Annotated in this window: 20 protein-coding genes; 8 read left to right on the forward strand and 12 right to left on the reverse strand. The window is 74.8% G+C overall.

From position 1 onward, the window contains the following. The first annotated feature begins 7 nt into the window (after positions 1-7). Positions 8-994 (forward strand): D-cysteine desulfhydrase family protein, encoded by a 987-nt coding sequence (locus HNR61_RS03045; RefSeq protein ID WP_182841535.1) that lies wholly within the window; start codon positions 8-10, stop codon positions 992-994. A gap of 197 nt (positions 995-1,191) precedes the next feature. Here the strand turns inward: HNR61_RS03045 and galK are convergent, their stop codons facing one another. From galK to HNR61_RS03065, 4 genes are all read right to left on the reverse strand, one after another. Continuing rightward, on the reverse strand, positions 1,192-2,319 hold the full coding sequence (galK, locus tag HNR61_RS03050) for a galactokinase (RefSeq protein WP_182841536.1): 1,128 nt from the start codon (positions 2,317-2,319) through the stop codon (positions 1,192-1,194). Between the two features lie 325 nt (positions 2,320-2,644). After that, positions 2,645-4,594, reverse strand: a complete 1,950-nt coding sequence (locus HNR61_RS03055; RefSeq protein ID WP_246442330.1) for a DUF8508 domain-containing protein — start codon at positions 4,592-4,594, stop codon at positions 2,645-2,647. A 165-nt stretch (positions 4,595-4,759) separates the two neighbouring features. Beyond that, the gene (locus HNR61_RS03060; protein WP_182841537.1) at positions 4,760-5,848 is read right to left on the reverse strand and encodes an alcohol dehydrogenase catalytic domain-containing protein; all 1,089 of its coding nucleotides are present in this window, start codon (positions 5,846-5,848) and stop codon (positions 4,760-4,762) included. A 79-nt stretch (positions 5,849-5,927) separates the two neighbouring features. Further along, on the reverse strand, positions 5,928-6,119 hold the full coding sequence (locus tag HNR61_RS03065) for a ferredoxin (RefSeq protein WP_182841538.1): 192 nt from the start codon (positions 6,117-6,119) through the stop codon (positions 5,928-5,930). A 186-nt stretch (positions 6,120-6,305) separates the two neighbouring features. Between HNR61_RS03065 and HNR61_RS03070 the strand changes: the two genes are divergently transcribed. Beyond that, complete coding sequence (locus HNR61_RS03070; protein ID WP_182841539.1) at positions 6,306-6,992, forward strand: class I SAM-dependent methyltransferase; 687 nt, start codon at positions 6,306-6,308, stop codon at positions 6,990-6,992. A 43-nt stretch (positions 6,993-7,035) separates the two neighbouring features. Here the strand turns inward: HNR61_RS03070 and HNR61_RS03075 are convergent, their stop codons facing one another. The 7 genes from HNR61_RS03075 to HNR61_RS03105 form a co-directional block, all read right to left on the reverse strand. After that, positions 7,036-8,163, reverse strand: coding sequence for a prenyltransferase/squalene oxidase repeat-containing protein (locus tag HNR61_RS03075; RefSeq protein ID WP_182841540.1), 1,128 nt, complete (start codon positions 8,161-8,163; stop codon positions 7,036-7,038). Continuing rightward, positions 8,153-8,908 carry a class I SAM-dependent methyltransferase gene (locus tag HNR61_RS03080; RefSeq protein WP_182842260.1) on the reverse strand — a complete coding sequence of 252 codons (756 nt, stop codon included), beginning with the start codon at positions 8,906-8,908 and terminating at the stop codon, positions 8,153-8,155. Before HNR61_RS03080 ends, HNR61_RS03075 begins: the two co-directional genes overlap by 11 nt. A gap of 61 nt (positions 8,909-8,969) precedes the next feature. Then, positions 8,970-10,265 (reverse strand): glycosyltransferase family 4 protein, encoded by a 1,296-nt coding sequence (locus tag HNR61_RS03085; RefSeq protein ID WP_312897743.1) that lies wholly within the window; start codon positions 10,263-10,265, stop codon positions 8,970-8,972. A gap of 235 nt (positions 10,266-10,500) precedes the next feature. After that, a complete protein-coding gene (locus HNR61_RS03090) occupies positions 10,501-11,730 on the reverse strand; it encodes a cytochrome P450 (protein WP_182841542.1) in 1,230 nt (409 codons plus the stop codon). 75 nt (positions 11,731-11,805) lie between these two features. Then, complete coding sequence (locus tag HNR61_RS03095; protein WP_312897744.1) at positions 11,806-12,708, reverse strand: SDR family NAD(P)-dependent oxidoreductase; 903 nt, start codon at positions 12,706-12,708, stop codon at positions 11,806-11,808. 190 nt (positions 12,709-12,898) lie between these two features. Further along, on the reverse strand, positions 12,899-13,855 hold the full coding sequence (locus HNR61_RS03100; protein WP_312897745.1) for an MBL fold metallo-hydrolase: 957 nt from the start codon (positions 13,853-13,855) through the stop codon (positions 12,899-12,901). Between the two features lie 32 nt (positions 13,856-13,887). Then, entirely contained in the window at positions 13,888-15,051 is a 1,164-nt protein-coding gene (locus HNR61_RS03105; RefSeq protein ID WP_182841545.1) for a steroid 3-ketoacyl-CoA thiolase, read from the reverse strand. Between the two features lie 178 nt (positions 15,052-15,229). On the opposite strand from HNR61_RS03105, the gene HNR61_RS03110 reads away from it, so the two are divergent. Continuing rightward, positions 15,230-15,682: an SCO2583/SCO2584 N-terminal domain-containing protein gene (locus HNR61_RS03110; RefSeq protein WP_182841546.1), complete on the forward strand. Its 453-nt coding sequence runs from the start codon at positions 15,230-15,232 to the stop codon at positions 15,680-15,682. Here HNR61_RS03110 and HNR61_RS03115 read toward each other — a convergent pair. After that, positions 15,652-16,893, reverse strand: a complete 1,242-nt coding sequence (locus tag HNR61_RS03115) for a cytochrome P450 (protein ID WP_312897746.1) — start codon at positions 16,891-16,893, stop codon at positions 15,652-15,654. The two genes, HNR61_RS03110 and HNR61_RS03115, sit on opposite strands and share 31 nt — an antisense overlap. A gap of 194 nt (positions 16,894-17,087) precedes the next feature. Here HNR61_RS03115 and HNR61_RS03120 point away from each other — a divergent pair, with 194 nt between their 5' ends. Genes HNR61_RS03120 through HNR61_RS03140 form a run of 5 tightly spaced genes read left to right on the forward strand, consistent with a single transcriptional unit; the run spans position 17,088 to position 22,447 of the window. Beyond that, complete coding sequence (locus HNR61_RS03120; protein ID WP_182841547.1) at positions 17,088-18,089, forward strand: 3-oxoacyl-ACP synthase III family protein; 1,002 nt, start codon at positions 17,088-17,090, stop codon at positions 18,087-18,089. 14 nt (positions 18,090-18,103) lie between these two features. After that, positions 18,104-18,856, forward strand: a complete 753-nt coding sequence (locus HNR61_RS03125; protein ID WP_182841548.1) for a glycosyltransferase family 2 protein — start codon at positions 18,104-18,106, stop codon at positions 18,854-18,856. Then, positions 18,853-20,010, forward strand: a complete 1,158-nt coding sequence (locus HNR61_RS03130; protein WP_312897747.1) for a cytochrome P450 — start codon at positions 18,853-18,855, stop codon at positions 20,008-20,010. The genes HNR61_RS03125 and HNR61_RS03130 overlap by 4 nt, the downstream gene beginning before the upstream one ends. Then, on the forward strand, positions 20,007-21,518 hold the full coding sequence (locus HNR61_RS03135) for a class I adenylate-forming enzyme family protein (RefSeq protein WP_182841549.1): 1,512 nt from the start codon (positions 20,007-20,009) through the stop codon (positions 21,516-21,518). The genes HNR61_RS03130 and HNR61_RS03135 overlap by 4 nt, the downstream gene beginning before the upstream one ends. Continuing rightward, positions 21,515-22,447, forward strand: a complete 933-nt coding sequence (locus HNR61_RS03140) for an NAD-dependent epimerase/dehydratase family protein (RefSeq protein ID WP_182841550.1) — start codon at positions 21,515-21,517, stop codon at positions 22,445-22,447. Before HNR61_RS03135 ends, HNR61_RS03140 begins: the two co-directional genes overlap by 4 nt. The last annotated feature ends 25 nt before the right edge of the window (positions 22,448-22,472 follow it).

Genomic DNA, 22,472 nt, shown 5'->3' on the forward strand with positions numbered 1-22,472 from the left:
GGGGGCCATGACCGACCTTCTCGCGCGCTTTCCCCGGGCCGTGCTCGGGCACTGGCCCACCCCGCTGGAACGGGCCGAGCGGCTCTCGGCGGCGCTCGGCGGACCCGAGATCTGGATCAAGCGGGACGACTGCACGGGGCTGGCCATCGGCGGCAACAAGACCCGCAAGCTGGAGTTCCTGCTCGGGCGGGCGCTCGCCGAGGGGCACGGGACGGTCGTCACGTTCGGGGCGGTGCAGTCCAACCACGCCCGGCAGACCGCCGCCGCCTGCGCCCGCCTCGGCCTGCGCTGCGAGCTGCTGCTGTCGCGGTCGGTCCCCCGCGACGACGCCCTCTACGAGACCTCCGGCAACGTCCTGCTCGACCACCTGCTCGGCGCGAACGTCCGGATCGTCGACGGCATCGACGAGACCGTGAAGGCGCTGGAGGAGATCGGCCCCGCCTACGTCATCCCGCCGGGCGGCTCCAACGGGACCGGCGCCCTCGGCTACGTGGGCGCCGCCCTGGAGCTGGCCGGTCAGCTCGCGGCCCCGGGCGGCCCCGGCCGCGTGGAGCGGGTCGTCGCGGCCACCAGCACCGCCGGGACCTCCGCCGGGCTCGTGGTCGGGCTGGCCCACGCCGGGCTGCCGGCGCGGGTCGAGGCGATCTGCGTGTACGAGCCCGCCGACGTCACCTCCGCGACGCTGGAGGCGCTGGTGGAGGAGACCGCCGACCTGGTCGGCGTGGCCCGGCCGGCCGGGGACCACCGGGTGCGCGACGACTGGTTCGGGGCCGGGTACGGCCTGCCGACCGCCGCGATGACCGAGGCCGTCCGGCTGTTCGCGCGCACCGAGGGCCTGCTGCTGGACCCGGTCTACTCGGGCAAGGCCGCCGCCGGGCTGGTGGGCATGGTCCGTGCCGGGGAGATCGGCGCGGACGAGACCGTCGTGTTCTGGCACACCGGCGGCTCGCCCGGCCTGTTCGTCTATCCGGAGGTGTTCACCGAGCCGTCCTGACGGACGGCGGGGCGGGTCGGGTCACCCGTTGCACCCGCAGGAGCAGCCCTTCGGGCAAGAGCAACCGCCGCCGTGTCCGCAACTGCATCCACCTTTGGTCATGAGCGGAACGTACCTCCGCGATGGCGCTCGGTCTATCACCGGACCGCGAGGTGCCCCTGTCGCCGCCGTCAGATGCGGACCGGCGGCCGGGGGCGTCACCGCACCCGCCGCGCCCCGGCGGACGGGGTGACGGTGCGGCAGTGCGGCTCGGCCCAGCCGCGTTCGGCGAACGCCAGCGCGACCGCGGCGGCCACCTCGGCGACCGCGTCCGCCGGGACCAGCGCGATGACCGAGCCGCCGAAGCCGCCGCCGGTCATCCGCGCGCCCAGCGCGCCCGCCGCCAGCGCCGCCGCCACGGCCGCGTCCAGCTCGGGGCAGCTCACCTCGAAGTCGTCGCGCAGCGAGACGTGCGAGGCGGTCAGCAGCGGGCCGATCCCGGCGGCGCGGCCCGCCTCCAGCAGCGCGACGACCCGCTCGACGCGGGCGTTCTCGCCGACCACGTGCCGGGCCCGGCGCAGCAGCACCGGGTCGGTGAGGGCCGACAGGTCGCCGGCGTCCCGCAGCGCCCGCACCCCGAGCCGCCGCGCGGCCTCCTCGCAGGAGGCGCGGCGCGCGGCGTACTCGCCGTCCACGAGGCTGTGCTTGACGCGGGTGTCGACCAGCAGCAGCTCCAGGCCGTCGGCCGCGAACGGCACCTGCCGCACCCCCAGGTCGCGGGTGTCCAGCAGCAGCAGGTGCCCGGCGGTGCTCAGCAGCGACGCGCTCTGGTCGAGGATGCCGCACGGCATGCCGACGAAGACGTTCTCGGCGCGCTGGGCGAGCCGGGCCAGCTCCGCGCCCGGCAGCGCGATCCCGGCCAGCCCGGTCAGCGCCAGCGCGGTCGCGCACTCCAGCGCCGCCGACGACGACAGCCCCGCGCCGTCCGGCAGGTCGGAGCCGACCACCAGCCGCGCCGCGCCGATTTTGTGCCCGGCGTCCCGCAGCGCCCACAGCACCCCCGCCGGGTAGGCGGCCCAGCCCGGCACCGAGCCCGGTTCCGCGTCCGGCGGAACGCCGACCCGCTCCCCGGGCGCGCGCAGCGAGGAGACCTCCAGCGCCCCGTCCGGCGCCCCCTCCCAGGGCGCGGCGGCCACCGTCACCGTCTGCTCCAGCGCGAACGGCAGCACGAACCCGTCGTTGTAGTCGGTGTGCTCGCCGATCAGGTTGACCCGCCCCGGAGCCGCCCACACCCCTTCGGGCTCCGTCCCGTACGCCTCCCGGAACGCCACGACCGCCTCGTTCACATGACCTCCCTGGGACGCCCGGCGGCACGCGCAGGCAGACCGTCGTCGATGAAAGCACCCCTGCCGTTCTCACCGGAGACCGGCCCCCCCGAGTCTGTCGGAGGGCCGCCGCGGTGTGCATCCCCGCACGACCAGGGGAGAGAACACCGTCCTCCGCCATCACGGCCGGTGGCTCGGCGGGGGGCCGGTCCCTCTGACCAGGCCCGTCGTGTGCGGTTCGGACCGATCGGCCGGGTAGGTGTAGCGAATCCGGCGGTTGGCACGATAATGAGACATCGCGCGATGGCCGGCGGCACTGGGCAGCGCTCGCCGGCCATCGCGGTTCTCACTTCTTCTTGGCCGCCTTCTCGCGCGGCTTCTCCGGCGACAGGTCGATCCGCACGATCGTGGGGTCGTGGTCGCCCGCGCGGTCGGCGAACTCGGCGTTGCGGTGCACGATCTCGTACTCGTGGCGGCGCCCGCCCAGCGACGGGCTGAGCAGGATGTGCTCCGACATCTGGGAGTTGCCGTCGACGACGGTGGTGTAGCGGTCCTTCGCGGGCGTCCGGGACGGGAGTCCGCGCAGCCCGGTGCCCTCGGTGAGGGTCCGGAGCGGGGCGGCGAACTCGCGCTCGTTGAGGTCCCCGGCGACGATGACGTCGGCGTCGCGGTCCACGGCGCGCAGCGACCGCACGAACCCCGCCACCACGCGGGCCTGCGCGTCGCGCCGCCACTCGCTGGGCCGCAGCGGCGGCTGGCGGCGGCCGAACAGCGGCTGGTCGTCACTGCTGGCGAACCAGTGGTTGGCGATGACGACGATGCGGCGGCCCCGCCAGGTCACCTCGCCCGCGACGGGCTTGCGGGCGGCGCTCCAGGCGGGGTCGGCGGGCGCGATCCGGCCGGGGCTCGACGACAGGGCGACCTTCCCGGGGCCGCCGCCGTCCGCCGGGTGGGGGACGGCGCGGACGGGCGCCGGCGCGGGGTCCGTTCCGGCGGACACGCCCGCGGCGGGGTCGGCGGGCGCGCCGGTGCCGGAGCGGTCCACGAAGCCCAGGCCCCGGTCGGTGCGGAACAGGAACCCGGCCCGGACGTTGCCGCCGCGCACGCCGCCGTCGGCGTTGTCGCGCGGGGAGACCGACCGCCAGTCGTAGGCGGGGCCGCCCGCCGCGCTGATCGCGGTGACGAGCTCGGCGACGGTCTGGTCGGCGGCGACGGTGCCGTCGTCGGCGGCGCCGCTGTTGTCCTGGAGGCCGGTCACGGCGATCAGGTCGGGGTTGCGCAGGCCGTCCACGACGTCCGCGGCCAGCGCCCGGAACCGGGCGGTGGGGGCGTCGGGGCTCAGCCCGTTCATGTCGACGGTCGCCACCGCCAGCTCCCCGTCGCGCTGCGGGCGGGTCGTCTCGCGCGGCAGGCCGCCGTCGCGGCGGCGCGGGGTGGCGGTGAGCAGCAGCTTGAAGGCGCCGTAGCCGTAGTCGAGCACGCCGTCGTTGGCGCCGGGCAGCCGGTCACCGACGTTCATGGCGGGCAGCGGGGCCAGCGCGTCGTCGAGGACGACGCGCTCGGGGTTGGGGTCGTCGGCGCGCAGCAGCAGGCCGCCGCGCCCGGTGCGCTCGCCCGCGCCCCGGCCGTCGGCGGGCAGCACCGGGACCTCGCCGGCCCGGGAGGGGCCCACCGCGACGGCGTCCTCGACGCGGACGCGCATCCCCTCCAGGGACTCGTAGAAGTCGATGGCGTCGCGCCCGGGGACGAACCGGCCCCTGGTCTCGACGTCGATCTGGCCGGGGCCGGCGTGGTCGGCGTCCACGACGGCGGACGGGGCGCGGCGCCCGGCGGGGCCGAGCACGACCGGCGGCGGGACGGCGACGCCGCGCGCCTCGACCAGCGTGGCCGTGGCGTCGATCTCGGTGCGGCCGAGGTGCGGCGAGGCGGGGCCGCCGGACCGGAACTCGCTGACCCGGCCGTCCACCCGGACCGCGTCGCCGACCGCGGCGGTCGGGCGGGTGCGGGTGAAGACGAAGACGCCCTCGGAGGTGGCGTCGTCGCGGTCGGGGCGCGGGTCCTGCATCCAGAAGCCGTTGCCGGTGACGGCGGTGACGACGCCGGGGACGCGCGCGACCGTCCGCCCGTTCACCGGGGACAGGTGGCCCCGGCCCTGGACGTCGCGGATCAGGCGCGCCGGGGCGGTGGCGTCCGCCGCCGCCGCGGGGACGACGGCCAGCGGCGCGCAGAGCGCGAACGCCGCGGCGATCGCGCGGGCCGTCAGCGGGAGCCGTCCCGCCTCGCCGGTGTGTGCCACCCACCCTCCATGCTGGATTCGCTGGCTTCACCTGGGTCTCGACAGCAGAAGGATGACACGCGCGGCGATCATTTGGTGCGCCCCGTCCGGAGAATCTCAGTTCGACCGCACGGAAAACGGGTTCCGGTCATGCCCCGGAACCCGTTCCGACGTGCGCTTTTCCCGTCAGTCGAACAGCACGACCTGCCGGATCACGTCGCCCTGGTGCAGGGCGCGCACGGCGTCGTTGAGGTCCTCGAACCGGATCCGGCGGCTGATCAGGCCGTCGATGTCCAGCCGTCCGGCCCGCCACAGGTCCACGAACATCGGCACGTCCCGCTTGAGGTCGCAGCCGCCGTACAGCGAGGACTTGACGTTCTTGCCCTCGAACAGCAGCGAGAACGCGCTCATCTCCCAGTTGTCGTCGGCCGCGCCCGCGCCCACCACGATCACGTCGCCGCCGCGCCGGGTGATGCCCCAGGCGGTGGTGATCGCCGCGGACTTCCCGACGACCTCGAAGACGTAGTCGAAGCCCTGGCCGAGGGTGAGCAGCCCCTTGGCCTCCTCCAGGTCGTCCAGCGTCGCGGTGTGGGTGGCGCCGAACTGCTTGGCGAGGGGGTGCTTGGCCTCGTTCGGGTCGACGGCCAGGATCGTGGCCGCGCCGGCGATGCGGGCCCCCTGGATCACCGACAGGCCGACGCCGCCCGCGCCGACCACCGCGACCTTCGAGCCCGGCCGCACCTTGGCGGTGTTGACGGCCGCGCCGACGCCGGTCGGGATGCCGCAGCCGAGCAGCGCCGCGTACTCGAACGGCACGTCCTCGGCGACCTTGATGACGCCCTGGTACGGCAGCGTGACCTCCTCGGCCCACGTGCCGACCCCGGCCATCCCGAACGCCGGGGTGTCGCCACCGATCCGGAACCTCGGGTCGCTGAACGCCGCCCCGATGAACCCCATGCACAGGTACGGCTCACCGCGCAGGCACTCGGGGCAGGTCCCGCAGTCGGGCGTCCAGTTGATCACCACATGGTCGCCGACCTGGACGCCCGGCACGCGGTCGCCGACCTCCGCCACCACGCCGGCGCCCTCGTGGCCGATCACCGCCGGGGGCACCGAGGGCAGGACCCCGGACATGGTCGACAGGTCCGAATGGCAGACCCCGGTCGCCTTGATCTTCACCTTGACCTGGTCGGGACCCGGATCGACGGCGGTGACGTCGTCGCGCAGGTCGAGTTCGGTGTCGCCGACCGCATGCAGGACCGCGGCACGTGCCATGGCTGCCTCCACATCGAGGGACGGGCGCCGGCGCGGCGCCCTGGGGGGTGGGTGTGACCTGACGGGGGCGAGGCGGGCGCTACTCCTCCAGCGCCAGCGCGGCCTTGGGGCAGGAGCGCACCGCGTGCCGGACCTTGTCCGCCTGGCCGGCGGGCACCTCCGGCAGGAGGATCTCCAGCTCGTCGTCGTCGGTGAGGTCGAAGACCTCGGGGGCGATGCCGACGCACACGGCGTTGGCCTCGCAGACCAGGGGGTCGACGCTTACCTTCATCGCCTTCTCCGTTCACTTCCCGATGGGCGTGCGGTGCGGACCAACCTACCGAACCAGGTTCGGTTCGACCCGTGCGGCGGGTCCGGCGCGTGCGCCCACCCCGAAAGTAGAACACGTTCCAGTATTGGGCGGCAAGAGTCGAATCCCGTTCGAAGATCCGGATAAAGTGCCCGGCGGAGGCGAGAGATGACTGACACCCTGACGGACGGCGCGGCGAAGCTCCCGATGCCCGCCGACATGCTGCGCGCCGCCCGCGCCGCCAAGGGCTTCATGCCCGAGGACGAGGGCCTGGCGCTGTACGACGCGGCCCTGGAGTACGCCGCCCGCGACCTCGGCCCGCTGCTGGAGGTGGGCACCTACTGCGGCAAGTCGGCCATCTACCTCGGCACCGCCGCCCGCCACACCGGCGCGACCGTGGTGACCGTGGACCACCACCACGGCTCGGAGGAGAACCAGGCGGGCTGGGAGCACCACGACCCGTCCCTGGTGGACCCGCTGACGGGCCGCATGGACACCCTGCCGGTGTTCCGGAAGAACATCGCCGCGGCGGGCCTGGAGGACCACGTGGTGGCGATCGTGGGCGCGTCCCGCACCGTGGCGCGCTTCTGGAACACGTCCCTGTCCCTGCTGTTCATCGACGGCGGCCACGCGGCGGAACACGCCCGCGCCGACTACGAGGGCTGGGCGCACCGGGTGGCCGTGGGCGGCGCCCTGGTCGTCCACGACGTCTTCCCCGACCCCGCCGACGGCGGCCAGGCCCCCTACGAGCAGATCTACCTGCGCGCGGTGGACAGCGGCGCCTTCGAGGAGCGCCGCGTGGTCGGCTCCCTCCGCGTCCTGGAACGCGTCAACGACGGCGACCCCCTGCGCTGACGCGGCGGGCGGGCCCCGCCCGGGCGGGCGGGGCCGTCGCCGTTCAGAGCCTCGTGCGGACCGGGTTGGCCACGCTCACCAGGGCGCAGCCGCACGCCGTCGGGTCGGCCGCCTTCGACGGACCCAGCGGGTGGTCGGCGATCTCCTTGAAGATCTTCGCGCCCGGGGAGGCGCCCTCCAGCACGTCCGCGGCCAGGATCACCGCCGCCGCCGTGTACGTGGAACGGTCGCCGGGGAAGTGCCTGCCGTGCTCGAACTGCCAGCCCGTCCAGTACGAGCCGTCCTCGTGGCGCAGGTGCTGGATCGTGCGGAACAGCTCCAGGGCGCGGTCGCGGCGGCCCGCCGCGTCCAGGGCCATGACGAGCTCGCAGCTCTCGGCGGCGGTGACCCAGGGCTGGTCCGAGACGCAGCGGCAGCCCAGGCCGTCCACCACGAAGGTGTCCCACTGCGCGGCGAACCGCCGCTCGGCCGCCCCGCCGCGGACCGGGCCCGCGAGGATCGGGTAGTACCAGTCCATCGACCAGCGGCTCTTGTCGGCGAACGCCTCCGGGTGCTCGGCCACCACGTGGCCGAGCTGGTCGGCCGCCAGCTCCCAGTCCGGCTGGGGGTGGCCCAGCCGGTCGGCGAGGGCCACCGCGCAGCGCAGCGACTGGTAGATCGAGGAGCAGCCGGTCAGCAGGGCGTGGTCGGCGGCCTCGCCGTTCTCGTGCCGGATCCACAGGACCTCGCCGCGCCGGGTCTGGAGGCCGAGGGTGAACTCGACGGCCTTGTGGACCACCGGCCACATGCGGCGCGCGAAGTCCTCGTCGCCGGTCATGAGCAGCTCGTGCCAGACGCCGACGGCGACGTAGGCGGCGTGGTTGGACTCGCCGCCCGGCTCGGTGACCTCGCCGAGCACCCACTTGGCGGGCCAGGACCCGTCGGGGCGCTGGACGCCCGCCAGCCACTCGTAGGCGCGGCGGGCGTGGTCGCCGAGGCCCGCGACGGTGAGCGCCATCGCGGCCTCGACGTGGTTCCAGGCGTCGACGTGGCCGGGGACGTCGTCGATGGGGGAGAACCAGGGGATCGCCCCGGACCCCTCCTGCTGGCGGACGATGCTCTGCGCGGTGGCGACGATGTCGGCGGAGGTCAGGATGCCTTCGACGGCGGGGGGCGCGACCTCAGACCGCATCCACTTTCTCCTTGGTGGAGGGAGCGTCGCGCCGCGCGGGCTTGGTGAAGTACACGACCACGCTCTTGCCGAGGACCGGGTTCAGCGCCTTCTCCGCCAGGCGGGTGGCCAGGGGCCGCTTCATGATGTCCCACACCAGGACCTGGTGGTAGGCCTTGGCGAGCGGGTTGCCGTCGTTGTTCACGCCGACCGCGCACTTGATCCACCAGTAGGGCGTGTGCAGGCCGTGCGCGTGGTGGTGCCCGTCCACGCGGAACCCGGTGGCCTTGAGCTTGGCCTCCAGCTCGGCGCGGGTGTAGATCCGCACATGGCCGCCGGGCGCGGTGTGGTAGTCCTCCGACAGCGCCCAGCAGACCCGTTCGGGCAGCCAGGCCGGGACGGTCACCGCGAGCTGCCCGCCCGGCTTCAGCACGCGCAGAAGCTCGCGCATCGCGCGCATGTCGTCGGGGATGTGCTCCAGCACCTCCGAGGCGACGATCTTGTCGAAGTGGTCGTCGGGGAACGGCAGGTCGAGCGCGTCGCCCCGCACCGTCTCGGCGCGCGCCTGCTCGGGGACCTCGCCCTCCAGGCGCATCGCGCCGAACATCTTCTCGACCCCGGCCAGTTCCTCGGCGTCCAGGTCGAAGGCCACGACGTGCGCACCCCGGCGGTACAGCTCGAAGGCATGCCGTCCGGCGCCGCATCCCATGTCGAGAACGCGCTCTCCGGGGGTGACGCGGAACCGCTGGAAATCCACGGTCAGCAGGGTCGTGCTCCTTCCGTACGGGAGCCTCGGGGGAGGAGGCCCCGGTTGTTCGGCGTGGTGCCTACCGGCCCGCGGCCATCCGCAGGTACCGGCGCTGGGTGATGGCGTTGCGGTAGTGGCCGACGGTGGCCTGCGCCACGGCCCGCCACGCGTACCGCTCCTGCACCCGGGCCAGGCCCGCCGCGCCGACCTTGCCGCGCTCCTCGGGGGAGTCGTGCAGGCGGCGCAGCACACCGGCCAGTTCCTCGACGTCGCCGGGCTCGACCAGGATCGCGGCGTCGCCGACGACCTCCGGCAGCGCCCCGGCGCGGCTGGCGACCAGCGGGGTGCCCGACGCCATGTGCTCGACGGCGGGCAGCGAGAACCCCTCGTACCGGGACGGCACGACGGCGACCTCGGCGGAGGCCAGCAGCTCGCCCAGCTCCTCGTCGGAGATCCCGCTGACGAACCGCACGCGGTCCCCCAGCGCGAGCTCCCGCACGAGGCGTTCGGTGGGGCCGTCGGCCTTGGGGCGGCTGACGACGACCACGTGCACGTCGCGTTCGGTGGCGACCTTGGCGACGGCGCGCAGCAGCACGTCCACGCCCTTGATCGGCGCGTCGGCGCTGGCCATCGCGACGATCCGGCCGGGGACGCGCTCGCCGCGCGGATGGAAGATCCGGGTGTCCACGCCCAGCGGAAGGATGTGGATGTCGTGCGGGTCGACCTTGAAGTCCTTGACGATGTCGACCTTGGAGGAGCCCGACACCGTCAGCACCGGGCCGATGCGCCGCGCGACCTGCGACTGCATCGTCACGAACCCGTACCAGCGGCGCTTGCCGAGCTTGGCCTTGAGGTCGGGCGCGGCCTCGATCTCGATGCGGCGGTCCACGCTGATCGGGTGGTGGATGCTGGTGACCAGCGGCAGGCCCAGCCGCGTGATGCCGAGGTTGCCCAGGCCGAGCACCTGGTTGTCGTGCACGACGTCGAAGTCGCGGCGGCGGCGCCTCAGCTCGCGCAGCGCCCGCAGGCTGAACGTCAGGGGCTCGGGGAAGCCGCCGGTCCGCATGTGCGCGAACTCCAGCACGTCGACCCAGTCCCGGAACTCCTCGCGCCCCGGCGTGCGGAACGGGTCCTCGTCCCGGTACAGGTCCAGGCTCGGGACCTTGGTCAGCACGATCTCGTCGCGGTCCAGCTCCGGGTACGGCTGCCCGGAGAACACCTCCACCGAGTGCCCGAGGTCGACCAGTTCGCGGCTCAGGTGCCGCAGGTAGACACCCTGCCCGCCGCAGTGCGGCTTGCTCCGGTACGAGAGCAGGGCCACGCGCAGGGGCCCGTCGCCCGGCTCCAACGCGTCCGGCTCCACCGCCTCAGCCACGCCTGCCCCAGCCCACGCGCCACTCCTGTCCGTCATGGTGGGGCGGGCGTGCACGGCGCCGCCTCACCTTGATGCCCTTGTTGTTGAGAGAGACCTTAGCTTGCGCACGTTACCCGACAGTTCAATATTGGGCATGACGTCCAAAAGTGTTTCGAAGAGCACATCGGTCCCGGCCCGGGCAGCGGGTCTGCGCTGGGCGAACGGCCCTCCCGGCACCCCCGCCGCCCGGGTCCCGTCACCGCCGGGGTGGCGTGAAGCGGACGGGCAGTTCCTTGAGGCCGTTGACGAAGTTGGAGCGCAGCCGCCGCGCCGGCCCGGCGGGCGCGATGTCGGGCATCCGGTCCAGGATCGTGTCGAAGATGATCTTCAGGTTGAGGCGGGCGAGGTGGGTGCCCAGGCAGTAGTGCGGCCCGCCGCCGCCGAACCCCAGGTGGGGGTTGGGGTCGCGCCCGACGTCGAACGCGAACGGGTCCTCGAACACCCGCTCGTCCCGGTTGGCCGACGCGTAGAACAGCACCACCTTGTCCCCGGCCCTGACCGGCTTGCCGCCGAGCTCGGTGTCGGCCGTGGCGGTGCGCCGGAACTGGTTGATCGGGCTGACCCAGCGCACGATCTCCTCGACGGCCGTCGGCAGCAGCGAGCGGTCGGCGCGCAGCCGTTCCCACTGGTCGGGCCGTTCGAAGAACGTCCGCATCCCCCCGGCCGTGGCGGTGCGGGTGGTCTCGTTCCCGGCGATCGACAGCATCAGCACGAAGAGCTGGAACTCCTCCTCGCTGAGCCGCGTGCCGTCGGCGTCCGGCGACAGCAGCTTGGTGACGATGTCGTCGCGCGGGGTGTCGCGCCGGTCCTTGGCCAGGACGGAGGCCCACTCCATGAACTCGGCCGCCACCGCCGTGGACTCGCTGCGGTCGCCGATGTAGTCGGGGTCGTTGAACGCCACCAGCTTGTTCGACCAGTAGAAGATCTTCTCCCGGTCCTCCAGCGGCGCGCCCAGCAGCTCGCAGATCGTGTAGAGCGGCAGCGGGGCGGCGAACCGCTCCACGAAGTCGCACTCGCCGAGCGGCGCGGCCTCGTCGATCAGCCCGGCGCAGATCTCCCGGACGTGCTGCTCCAGCCGTCCGATCATCCGGGGCGTGAAGCCCTTGTTCACCATGGACCGCAGCCGGGTGTGGTCCGGCGGGTCCTGGAACAGCATCATCACCCCGTACAGGGCCAGGTCGTCCGGGCTGAACTCCTCGAACATCGCGGTGCGGGTGTGGGAGGAGAACAGCTCGGGGTGCCGGGAGACGTGCACGACGTCCTCGTGCCGCGTCACCGCCCAGAAGCCGGGGACGCCGTCGTTGGGATCGGGGTGCCAGTGGACGGGGTCGTGCTCGCGCAGCCAGGCGAACCGCTCGTGCGGGACGCCGCCCTCCTCGTAGACGCCGGGGTCGATCACGTCGGTGACTTCGAGCTCGGTGGGCAAGGGGAGTCCTTCCGCCGGGGTGGGGCGTGCCGGGGACGGGCCGGGCGGCGCCCGGTCCGGGTGACCGCTGGCGGGTCAGTCGAACGCGAGGGAGGCGGCGGCGCTGAAGCCCGCGCTCCCGGTGGCGACATGGGGGCCGAGCGCGCCGGCCAGGGCGTCCGCGGTCCACACGCCGTCGGTGCGGACCAGGTGGGCGACGGTCGGCGGGGCCATCACCGCGACCCGGCCGCCGTAGACCACGAAGACCTGTCCGGTGACCTGGTCGGCGGCGGGCGAGACGAGGTAGGCGACCAGCGGCGCGACGTGCTCGGCGCCCAGCGGGTCGGGCCCGCCCTCGGGCGCGGGGCCGAACACGTCCGCCGTCATGGCGGTGCGGGCGCGCGGGCAGATGGCGTTGGCGCGCACCCCGTAACGGCCGCACGCCTGCGCCGTGGACAGGGTCAGGGCCGCGACGCCGCCCTTGGCGGCGGCGTAGTTGGGCTGGCCGGGCGCGCCCAGCAGGAACGCCTCGGAGGCGGTGTTGACGATCCGGCCGTAGACGGGGCCGCCGGTCTCCTTGGACCGGGAGCGCCAGTGCGCGGCGGCGGCGCGGGAGACGACGAAGTGGCCGCGCAGATGGACGCGGACGACCGCGTCCCACTCGTCGTCGGCCATGTTGAACAGCATGCGGTCGCGGGTGAACCCGGCGTTGTTGACCACCGCGTCCAGCGCGCCGAACTCGGCCAGCGCCGTCTTGACCAGGGCGTCGGCGGTGGCGGCGTCGGCGACGTCGCCGGGCACCACGGCCGCCCGGCCGCCGCCGGCGCGGACGCGCTCGGCGGTCTCGTGGACGTCGTCGCCGGGGAGGTCGTTGAGGACCAGGTGCGCCCCGGCGCCCGCGAGCGCGAGGGCCTCGGCCCGGCCGAGGCCGCGCCCGGCGCCGGTGACGACCGCCACCCGCCCGGACAGGCCCACGTCCTGCCGTGTCTTGTGCGTCACTGCCGTCCCTTCGGTGGTGAACCGCTGGAGAAAGGGGCGGTACCGCGTCGCGCCACACGGGACCCGATGTGATCGAGCGCTTGCTCGGTATTTGGATCTAGAACGAGTTCTAGCATGAGACTCCAGTCTCATCAAGAGTCTAGTCAGGAGGGTGACGTGTCTGACACCCCGCCGCCAGGAGGCGGGACGATCAGCGCAGGACGAACCGCAGCGGGTCGCCCTCACCCTCCCGGCGGGCGATCCCCCGGCGTTCCAGGACCCGCAGGTGCGCCGCCGCCTCGCCCGCCGCCATGCGCCGGGACTGGGAGGACATGTCCGCCCACGGCTCTCGCCACCCCAGCCCCGCCGCGACCTGCCACAGCGTCACGGGCTCGCGCGACAGCAGCCCGGTCAGCTCGGCCAGGCGCTCCTCGTGGTGCCGGGCGATCTCCCCGGCGCGTCCGGCGAGGTCGTGGAAGCGGTGCTGGTGGGCGGGCAGCACCTCGCCGACGGGGATCGCGGCGACCCGGTCCAGCGACCGCAGGAAGTCCCCCAGCGGATCGACGTCCGGCAGGTCGTAGGGGCACAGCCCGATGTGCGGCGTGATCTTCGGCAGGACGTGGTCGCCGGTGAACATGCGGTCGCCGTCCTCCAGGTGCAGGCAGAGGTGGCCGGGGGAGTGCCCCGGCGTCCACACCGCCCGCAGCCGCCGCCCCGGCAGGTCCACCAGCTCCCGGTCCTCCAGCTCGCGGTCGGGCTGCGCGGGCGGGTCGATCCGCTCGCGCCGCCGCTCGGCGGTCCCGAGGATCTCGCCGTCGTCGGCCCCCGCGCGGCGCAGCGACGCCAGCTCCCAGGTCCGCTCGTCGTCGGCCGCGACCGCCTCCCGGAACAGCCGGACGACCGCCGCGTCGTCCCGGTGCATGGCGATCCAGGCCCCCGACGCCTCCCGCACGCGCCCGGCGAGCCCCGCGTGGTCGGGGTGGTAGTGCGTGACGACGACCCCGTGGACGTCGGCGACGTCCATCCCGAACGCCGCCAGCCCGTCCCTCAGCGCGCCCCAGGAGTCGAGGTGCTCCCAGCCCGCGTCGACGAGCACGGGCCCGCGCGGCGACTCCAGCGCGTAGACGAGGGTGTGGGCGAGCGGGTTGCCGGGGATCGGCACCGGCACGCTCCACACCCCACCGCCCAGGTCCTCCGGCCTCACCGGATCCGTTCCAGGACCGTCGCGGTGGACAGGGCCCCGCCGCAGCACATCGTGACCAGCGCGGTGGCGGCGTCGCGGCGCTCCAGCTCGTGCAGGGCCGTGGTGACCAGGCGGGCGCCGGTCGCGCCGACCGGGTGGCCGAGGGCGATCGCGCCGCCGTTGACGTTGACCCGGTCCAGGTCGGGCCGGTGGACGCTCGCCCACGACAGCACCACCGACGCGAACGCCTCGTTGATCTCGGTGATGTCGATGTCGCGCATCGTCATCCCGGCGCGGGCCAGGACCCGTTCGGTCGACTGGACCGGGCCGTCCAGGTGGTAGTACGGCTCGGAGCCGACCAGCGCCTGCGCCCGGATGCGGGCGCGCGGGCGCAGCCCGAGTTCCCGGGCCCTGTCCTCGGACATGACGAGCACGGCCGCCGCGCCGTCGGAGATCTGCGAGGACGTCCCGGCGGTGTGCAGCGCGCCCTCGCCGAGGACGGGCCTCAGCCCGGCGAGCCCCTCGACGGTGGTCTCGCGCAGCCCCTGGTCGCGGGTGACGCGCAGGGTCTCGCCGGTCGGGGCGCCCTCCCTGTCGACCTGCGGGGCGTCGATCGGGGCGATCTCCCGGTCGAAGCGGCCGTCGGCCCACGCCTTGGCGGCCCGCCGCTGGGAGCGCGCCCCGAACGCGTCCAGGTCCTCCCGGGTCAGCCCGCGCCGCTTCGCGATGCGCTCGGCCGCCTCGAACTGGTTGGGCATGTCGATCGACCAGTCGTCGGGGCGCGGGCTGGCGGGCAGGACGTTGCTGCCGAGCGGGGCGCGGCTCATCACCTCCACGCCGCAGCCGATCGCCACGTCCACGACCCCGGCGGCGACCTGCGCGGCCGCCAGGTGGACGGCCTGCTGCGCCGACCCGCACTGCGCGTCGATCGTGGTCACGCCCGTCTGCCAGGGGAGGCCGGCGTACAGCCACGCGTAGCGGCCCACGTGCCCGCCCTGCTCGCCCGCCTGCGTCACGCACCCGGCGAAAACCTGTTCCACCCGGGCGGGGTCGAGGGCGGCGCGGTCGAGCACGGCCGTCAGCGCGCGGGCCAGCACGGCCTGCGCCTTCAGGCCCGCCAGCCAGCCGTTGCGCTTGCCGAGCGGCGTGCGTACCGCCTCGACGATCACCGGGGTGCCCATCCGGCCTCCTTACGGGAACACGACTAGAACGGAGTTCGCCTCCTGCCCGCCGACTGTAACGTGTTCTAGTTTTGTGCGGAAGGGTCACGCGTACCGGACCCGGAACTCCTCCATCCCGTTCGGCTCCCGGCTCGGGTAGCGTGCGCAGCAGGCGTTCCCCGCCGAGGAAGGGTTGGCGATGACCACCGATCACGACGAGCCGGGGCCGGTGTTCGACGAGGACTTCGTCCGGGGCGCGACGATCAGGGAGCCGTCCGCGAGCGAACGCGTCCGCACCCCCGGCCGCGTCGAGCGCTGGCGGATGCGGCGCGAGTGGCGGCGGCGCAAGCGGGCGTCGGCCCGGGAGCGGCGCGCCGCCGAACGGCCCGGCGGCGCGAGCCGCGCGGACGTCCTCAAGCTGGTCCTGGTCGTGCTGGCGCTGCTGGCGATCTCCACCGGGCTGTGGTGGGTCAACCGGCCCGAGCCCGCGCCGGTCGTGCCGGTCGTCCCGCAGGTCCCGAAGAACGAGCAGCAGCAGCCGCCGCCGGGCCAACTGCCGGGCCGGCCGCCCGGCCAGCCGTCGGACGAGGCCCCGGAGCCGGTGCCCACGCGGGCGGCGGGTCAGGCCGGCCTGACGTTCAGGGTCGCGTAGTTCGGGACCAGGACGCGGCGGGCGGCGCGGCGTGACACCACCTCGTAGGGGCGGCCCGCCGCGTGCAGCGTCTCCAGCATCCGGGCGACCTGGGTGCGCGCGACCGCCGCGCCCAGGCACAGGTGCCGCCCGCCGCCGAACCACAGCTGGCGGTTCTCGGGCACGTAGTCGCGGGTGACGTCGAACGCCCCCACGTCGTTGTTGGCCCGGTAGGTGAGCAGCAGGACGCGCTCGCCCGCCCGCAGCCGCCGCCCCGCCACGGTCGCGTCGCGCGCGACGTGCCGCCCGATCACCGGCGCGGGCGTCGCGACCCGCAGCCCCTCCCGGACGGCGTTGGCCAGCAGCCGCCGGTGGGGCTCACCGGCCGGGTCCCGCCGCCGGGCCGCCAGCAGCAGGTCCTGCTGGCCGGTGTCGTGCAGGAGCGCGACGGTGCGGGCGGTGCCGGACGCGCCGGTCTCGGTGCCCGCGATGACCAGCAGCGTCGCCAGCCCGCGCGTCAGCGGCAGGCCGAGGTCCATCTCCCGGCAGCGGCCCAGCAGCGTTCCGGGGCCGCCGGTGCGGTAGCCGTCCTCGACCCCCACGGTGATCTCCTCGACGATCGCGCGGGCGCGGGCCACCACCTCCGGGGCCAGCTCGGTGGAGCCCATGGTGCCCATCGCCAGGGCGGCGAGGCGCTCCCCGGCGGCGAAGATCCGGCGGTACCCGTCGTCGGGCCCGCCGGCCGGGAGGCCGAGCAGGTCGGCGACCATCCGCCCGGCCAGCACGCGGGTGGCGTCGGCCACGTCCACGGTCCCCCCGGCCGCCAGCCGACCGGCGATGATCTCGTGGAAGGGGCCCTGGGAACGCTCCACCAGCGCGCGGGCGGCGTCCTCGGTGAACAGGTCCCGGGCGCGGGTGCGGACCTCGGCGTGCCGCGCCCCGTCGAAGAACCGCCCCATCTCCTCCCCGAACAGCTGTGTCCACAGGTGGCCGACGCCGCCCTCGCCGTTCATGCCGAACGCGGCGTGGTCGTTGAGCACGCGGCGGGCCAGCACCGGATCGGTCACCACCCAGCCGAGGCGCGGCACGCGGGTGATCGGGCCGAGCCCCCGGGCGGCCTCCAGCAGCGCGAACAGGCCGGGGTTGCCGTGCCACAGCAGCCGTCGCTCCGCGCGCTCGGCGGCGCCGCGCGGCGCCCGGGTCACGGTGGGGGTCACGTCGCTCTCGGTCACGGGACACAGTCTCCCGATCGCCCCCCACGTGCGGAAACGGGGGGAGGGCTCAATTCGGATGAGTAGTGGTACTCACGTACATTTCCGTAAGGTCTCTCTGTCCGCGCCGCCGAGACCCGGCGAGTCTGGTTCCGGGCGCCCTCCCTGACGCCCCTACCACGCACCGAACTGGACATCCGGGGGAGTCACCAGCCATGCGAGCACGCATCGCCGCCGTCGCGGCCCATCTGCCCGAACGCACGCTGACCAGTGCCGAGGTCGAGGCGCGCGTCGACGCGGCGAGCCCGGCGTTCCGGCCCCACCCGACCATCGTGGAGCGGATGACCGGCATCCGGTCCCGGCACGTGATGGACGACGACCAGCAGGCGTCGGACCTGGCGGTGGCCGCCGCCCGGACCGCGCTGGCCGACCGGGGGCTGGCCGCCGACCGGCTCGACCTGCTGGTGTTCGGGTCGGCCTCGCAGGACCTGGTCGAGCCGGCCACCGCGCACATCGTCGCCGCCAAGCTCGGCGCGACCTGCCCGGTCTTCGACGTCAAGAACGCCTGCAACAGCTTCCTCAACGGCCTCCAGACCGCCGACGCGCTGATCCGCACCGGCCAGGCCGAACGGGTCCTGGTGTGCACCGGCGAGGCCCCGTCGCGGGCGATCCGCTGGTCGGTGCGCGACCGGGCGCAGTTCGTGGACGCGTTCGCGGGCTACACCCTGTCGGACGCGGGCGCGGCGGTGGTCGTGGAGGCCGCCTCCGACGGCGGGATCTTCTACCGGGACTTCGCGGCGGTGTCGGCGGCCTGGCGGGTGGGGACGCTGCCGGGCGGCGGGTCGATGCACCCGCGCGACCCCGAGTACACCTACTTCAGCGGGGACGGGCGCCGGCTCAAGGACGCGTTCGTCGGCCACGGCCCGGAGATCTTCGTGAACGCGCTGACGAAGACCGGCCTGACCTGGGACGACTTCGCGGTGATCGCCGTCCACCAGGTGACGCTGCCGTATCTGGAGATCCTGCGGTCGATCCTCGGGATCCCGGCGGAGAAGCTGGTGGTGACGCTGCCCGAGCACGGCAACATGGCGTCGGCGTCGCTGCCGGTGCAGCTGGCCACGGCGATCCGGGAGGGCCGCTGCCGCCCCGGCGACAGGGTCGCGATGGTGGGGCTGGCGGGCGGCGTCAGCCTCGGCGTCACCTTCGTCGAGCTGTGAGGGGAGGGGCGCTCATGGAGCTGTGGGTCGTCATCCCCGCCTACGACGAGGAGAGGTCGATCGGCGCGACGCTGCGGCGGCTGGGCGAGCAGACCGACACCGACTTCATCCTGGTCGTGGTGGACAACGCCAGCACCGACCGGACCGCCGAGGTCGTGCGGGCGTTCGCCGAGGAGCATCCGAAGCTGGACGTGCGGATCGTCCACGAGGCCGAGAAGGGCACCGGGGCCGCCGCCGACACCGGCGTCCGGCACGCCATCGCGGGCGGCGCCACGCACGTCGCGCGCACCGACGCCGACTGCCTGCCGCACCCGGAGTGGGTGGCGGCGGTGAAGCGGGCGTTCGACGACGGGCTGCTGATGGTGAGCGGGCCGCTGCTGCCCCGCACCGACGAGTTCCCGCTGAAGTGGTGGGAGCGGCGGCTGCTGCCGGCGGTCGTGCGGACGGCGGCGCTGTTCGGGCGGTTCCGGCCCGGCAACCAGGACCCGCTGTACCTGGGGCCGTACGTGATGATGCCGGGCTGCAACGTCGCCATCACCGCCGACCTGTACGAACGCGCCGGAGGCTTCCCGCGCACCCGCATCGAGGACGTGCACGAGGACCGCGCGCTGGTGAACCGGGTCCGCCGCCTCACCGCCGGCTACGGGCTGCGCGACGATGTGGTCGTGTACGGCTCGGTGCGGCGGCTGCGGGCGTTCGGGCTGGTCAGGACGTTGGGCTGGTACGCCGACCACCGGTACCGGCCGGAAGTGGTGGACATCCGGTGATCGATTGGGAACGACGGCTGTACCTGGCCGCGCATCCGCTGGCCTACCCGCTGCTGCGGGGGCTGGCGCGGCGCGGGCCGGTCGTGCGGGTGCCGGGGGTCGGCGTGGTGGTCAACGACGCCGCGACGGCCCGCCAGGTGCTGATGGACCGGGAGACGTTCCGCAAGGACGGGCCGGGCTCGCCCGGCGACCTGTGGACGCCGGTGCTGGGGCCGTCGGTGCTGCTCAACATGGAGGGCGAGGAGCACCGGGCGATGCGGGCGCGGCTGGCCGAGCTGTTCACGCCCGCCTACACCGAGGCCCTGTGCGCGGAGGTGCTGGCCGGTCCGCTGGCCCGGCTCGCCGACCGGCTGGAACGCGGCGCGGTCGTGGACCTGGTGGACACCATGCGCACCATGGCCGGAACGGTGATCGGGCGGGTCATCGGGCTGGAGGCGGAGGAGCGGGACTACCGGGCGCTGTTCGAGGGCGGCGAGCGGATCACCGCGATGGTGTCGCTGCGCACCCGGCGGCTGTCGGACGCGCAGATCGCCGTGGCCCGCGAGGTCCTGGACCCGCTCGGCGACATCGCCGCCAAGGCGTACGCGGCCGGGGACGACCGCACGGTCATGGGCCGGATGCGCTCGCTCGGGCTGTCGGAGGAGGAGGCGCGCGGCGCGGCCGGGGCGTTCTTCCTCACCGGGACCGAGACGGTCGCGACGCTGGTGCCCCGGATGATCGCGCTGCTGTGCGACACCGGGACGCTGGACCGGGTCGCCGCCGACCCGGACGGGCTGCTGGACCGGGCGATCGACGAGGCGATGCGGGTGGTGACGCCGACGCCGGTGATGCTGCGCGGCGTGCGCGCGCGGGCGGAGATCGGCGGGGTCGCGGTGCGGCCCGGTGACCGGGTGCTGATCGCCACGCACAACTGCTGCGCCGCCCACGGGCCGTTCGACCTGGACCGGCCGCACCCGCCGGAGCTGCGGCGGCTGTGGTTCGGGGCCGGGCCCCGGTTCTGCATCGGGTACCCGCTGGCGATGGCCGAGACGCGGGCGGTCGCGCGGACCGTGCTGGCCGCCGCCCCCGTCAGGATCACGCGCCGGACGGCGGCGCGCGGGGTGCTGCTGCCGACCTACAAGCGGATGGTGATCCGGAAGGAGGCGAGGGCGTGACGCTGGTCGCGAGGCTGCTGGAGCAGGCGGCGCGCACCCCCGCGGAGGTCGCGCTCGTCGCGGGGGACGGCGCGGAGCTCACCTACGGCGACCTGCGCCGCCGCGTGCTGGCCGTGCGGCACGGGCTGCTCGCCGCCGGGATGGAACCCGGCGACGGCGTGCTGTTCTCCGTGCGGCCGTCGCCGGAGTCGCTGGTGCTGGCGCTGGGCGTCGTCGCGGCGGGCGGGGTCGTGGTGTTCGCCGACCCCGGGGCCGGACCGGAGATGTTCACGGCGCGGCTGGGGCTGGCGCGCCCGCGCTGGTCGGCGGCCGAGTCGGTGCTGTACGCGGGCAGCCGCCTGCGCCCGGTGCGGGCGTACGCGCGGCGCCGGGGGCTGCTGCTGCCCAACCTCGCCGACCTGCGGATCCCCGGTGACGAACGGCCGATGCGCCACGTCTTCACCGGGCGGCGCCTGCCGGGGGTGCCGCGCGGGGCGCTGTCCTTCGCGTCGCTGGCCGCCGGGGACGCGCCGGAGGAGCCGTTCACCGGCGACCCGGACGCGCCCGCCGCCGTGATCTTCACGTCCGGCACCACGGCGAACCCGCGCGCGGTCGTGCACACGCAGGGCTCGCTGGCGGCGGCGCTCGACCTGTTCCGGGAGCGGCTGCCGCTCGGCCCGGGCGACGTCGTGCACACCGACCAGCTCATGCTGGGGCTGCCGACCCTGATCTCGGGGGCGCGGTGGTCGATGCCGCCGCTGTTCTGCCCCCCGGCCGACTTCGCGAGGCTGCTGGCCGAACGCGGCGCGACGCACACGTTCTGCGTGCCGGTCCACCTCGCCGAGGTCCTGGACGCCGCGCCCCGGCTGCCCGGCCACCTGCGGTACGTGCTGCTGGGCGCGGCCCCGGCCCCGGCGGGCGTCCTGCGGCGGGCCGTCGCGGCGGCCCCCTCGGCGAAGGTGCTGTCGGTGTACGCGATGACGGAGATCCTGCCGGTCGCCCTGGCGTCGGCCGAGGACAAGCTCGCCCACACCGCGTCGGGGGCCGGCGGCGACCTGCTGGGCGAGCCGCTGGTGGACGCGGTCGTCGCGGGCGACGGCGAGCTGCTGCTGTCCGGCCCGAACCTGTGCCGCGGCTACCTGGGCGAACCGCCGCTGGACCGGCTCCCGACCGGCGACCTGGCGCGGATCGACGACGGCCGCCTGGTCCTCACCGGCCGCAAGAAGGACATGCTCATCCGGGGCAAGTTCAATCTGTACCCCGGCCTGTACGAGCCCGCCGTCGCCGCGCTGCCCGGCGTCGTCGAGGCCGCCTACGTGGGGCTGCCCGACCCCGAGACCGGCGACGAGGAGGTCGTGCTGGCCGTCGTCGGCGCGACCGCCGGGCTGGACCGCCGCCTGCGCGACGTCATCGACCACGACGCGCTGCCGGACCGCATCGTGGCCGTGCCCGGGCTGCCGCGTTCGGGACGCGGGCGCAAGCTCGACCGGGAACGGCTGGGGGAACTCGTGCGGCGGGGGGAGCGATGAGGATCGCGGTGACGGGGGCCTCCGGCTTCGTCGGCGGGGCGGTGTGCCGGGCGCTGGTGGGGCGGGGGATCGAGACGCTGGCGTTCGGGCGGCGCGCCACGGTCGCGCCGGGGCACCTGGCGGGCGCGCCCTACCGCTCCTGGGACCTCACCCGCGGGCCGCTCGCCGACCCGCCGCCGGTGGACGCGGTGATCCACTGCGCGGGCTCGGTCACCGACTGGGGACCGGCGGCCGGCCTGTTCGCGACCAACGTGACCGGGACGCGCAACGCGCTGGCGTCGTTCCCCGGCGCGCGGTTCGTGCACGTCAGCACCGCCAGCGTGTACGACCCGTTCCGGCCGACGGTGCGGGCGGCCGAGGACGAGGCCCCGGTCGCGCGGTACCTGAACGCCTACGGCGCGTCCAAGGCCGCCGCCGAACGCGCGGTCCTCGCCGCCCGCCGCGACACGGTCGTCCTGCGCCCGCACGCGGTGTACGGGCCGGGCGACACGACGCTGCTGCCGCGCGTGCTGGCGGCGGTGCGCGGCCCGCTGCTGGTCGCCGTCGGCACCGGCCGCCAGCCGATCAGCCTCACCTCGGTCAGCAACCTGGTCGCGGCATGCCTGCTCGCCGCCACCGGCCCGGTCGCCTCCGGCGTCTTCAACGTCACCGACGCCGAACCGGTCGTGCTGGACGACGCGTTCCGCGCGATCCTGGCCGAACGCGGCGTCCGGGCCCGGCCGGTCTACCTGCCCCACCGCGCCGCGCGCCCGCTGGCGGCGGCGGTGGAGGGGGCGTTCCTGCTGGCCGGGAGCGCCTCGCCGCCGCGCCTGACGCGGTACGCCATCAGCCATCTGGCGGTGGAACGCACCCTGGACATCACGGCCGCCCGGGAGGTCCTCGGCTACGACCCGGCGGAGACGTCGTTCGCGGGCGCCGCCGACTGGTGACCCCGCCGTGGAACCGTTGCGGCGC

This window comes from Actinomadura kijaniata, assembly GCF_014138665.1.
GTDB lineage: Bacteria > Actinomycetota > Actinomycetes > Streptosporangiales > Streptosporangiaceae > Spirillospora > Spirillospora kijaniata.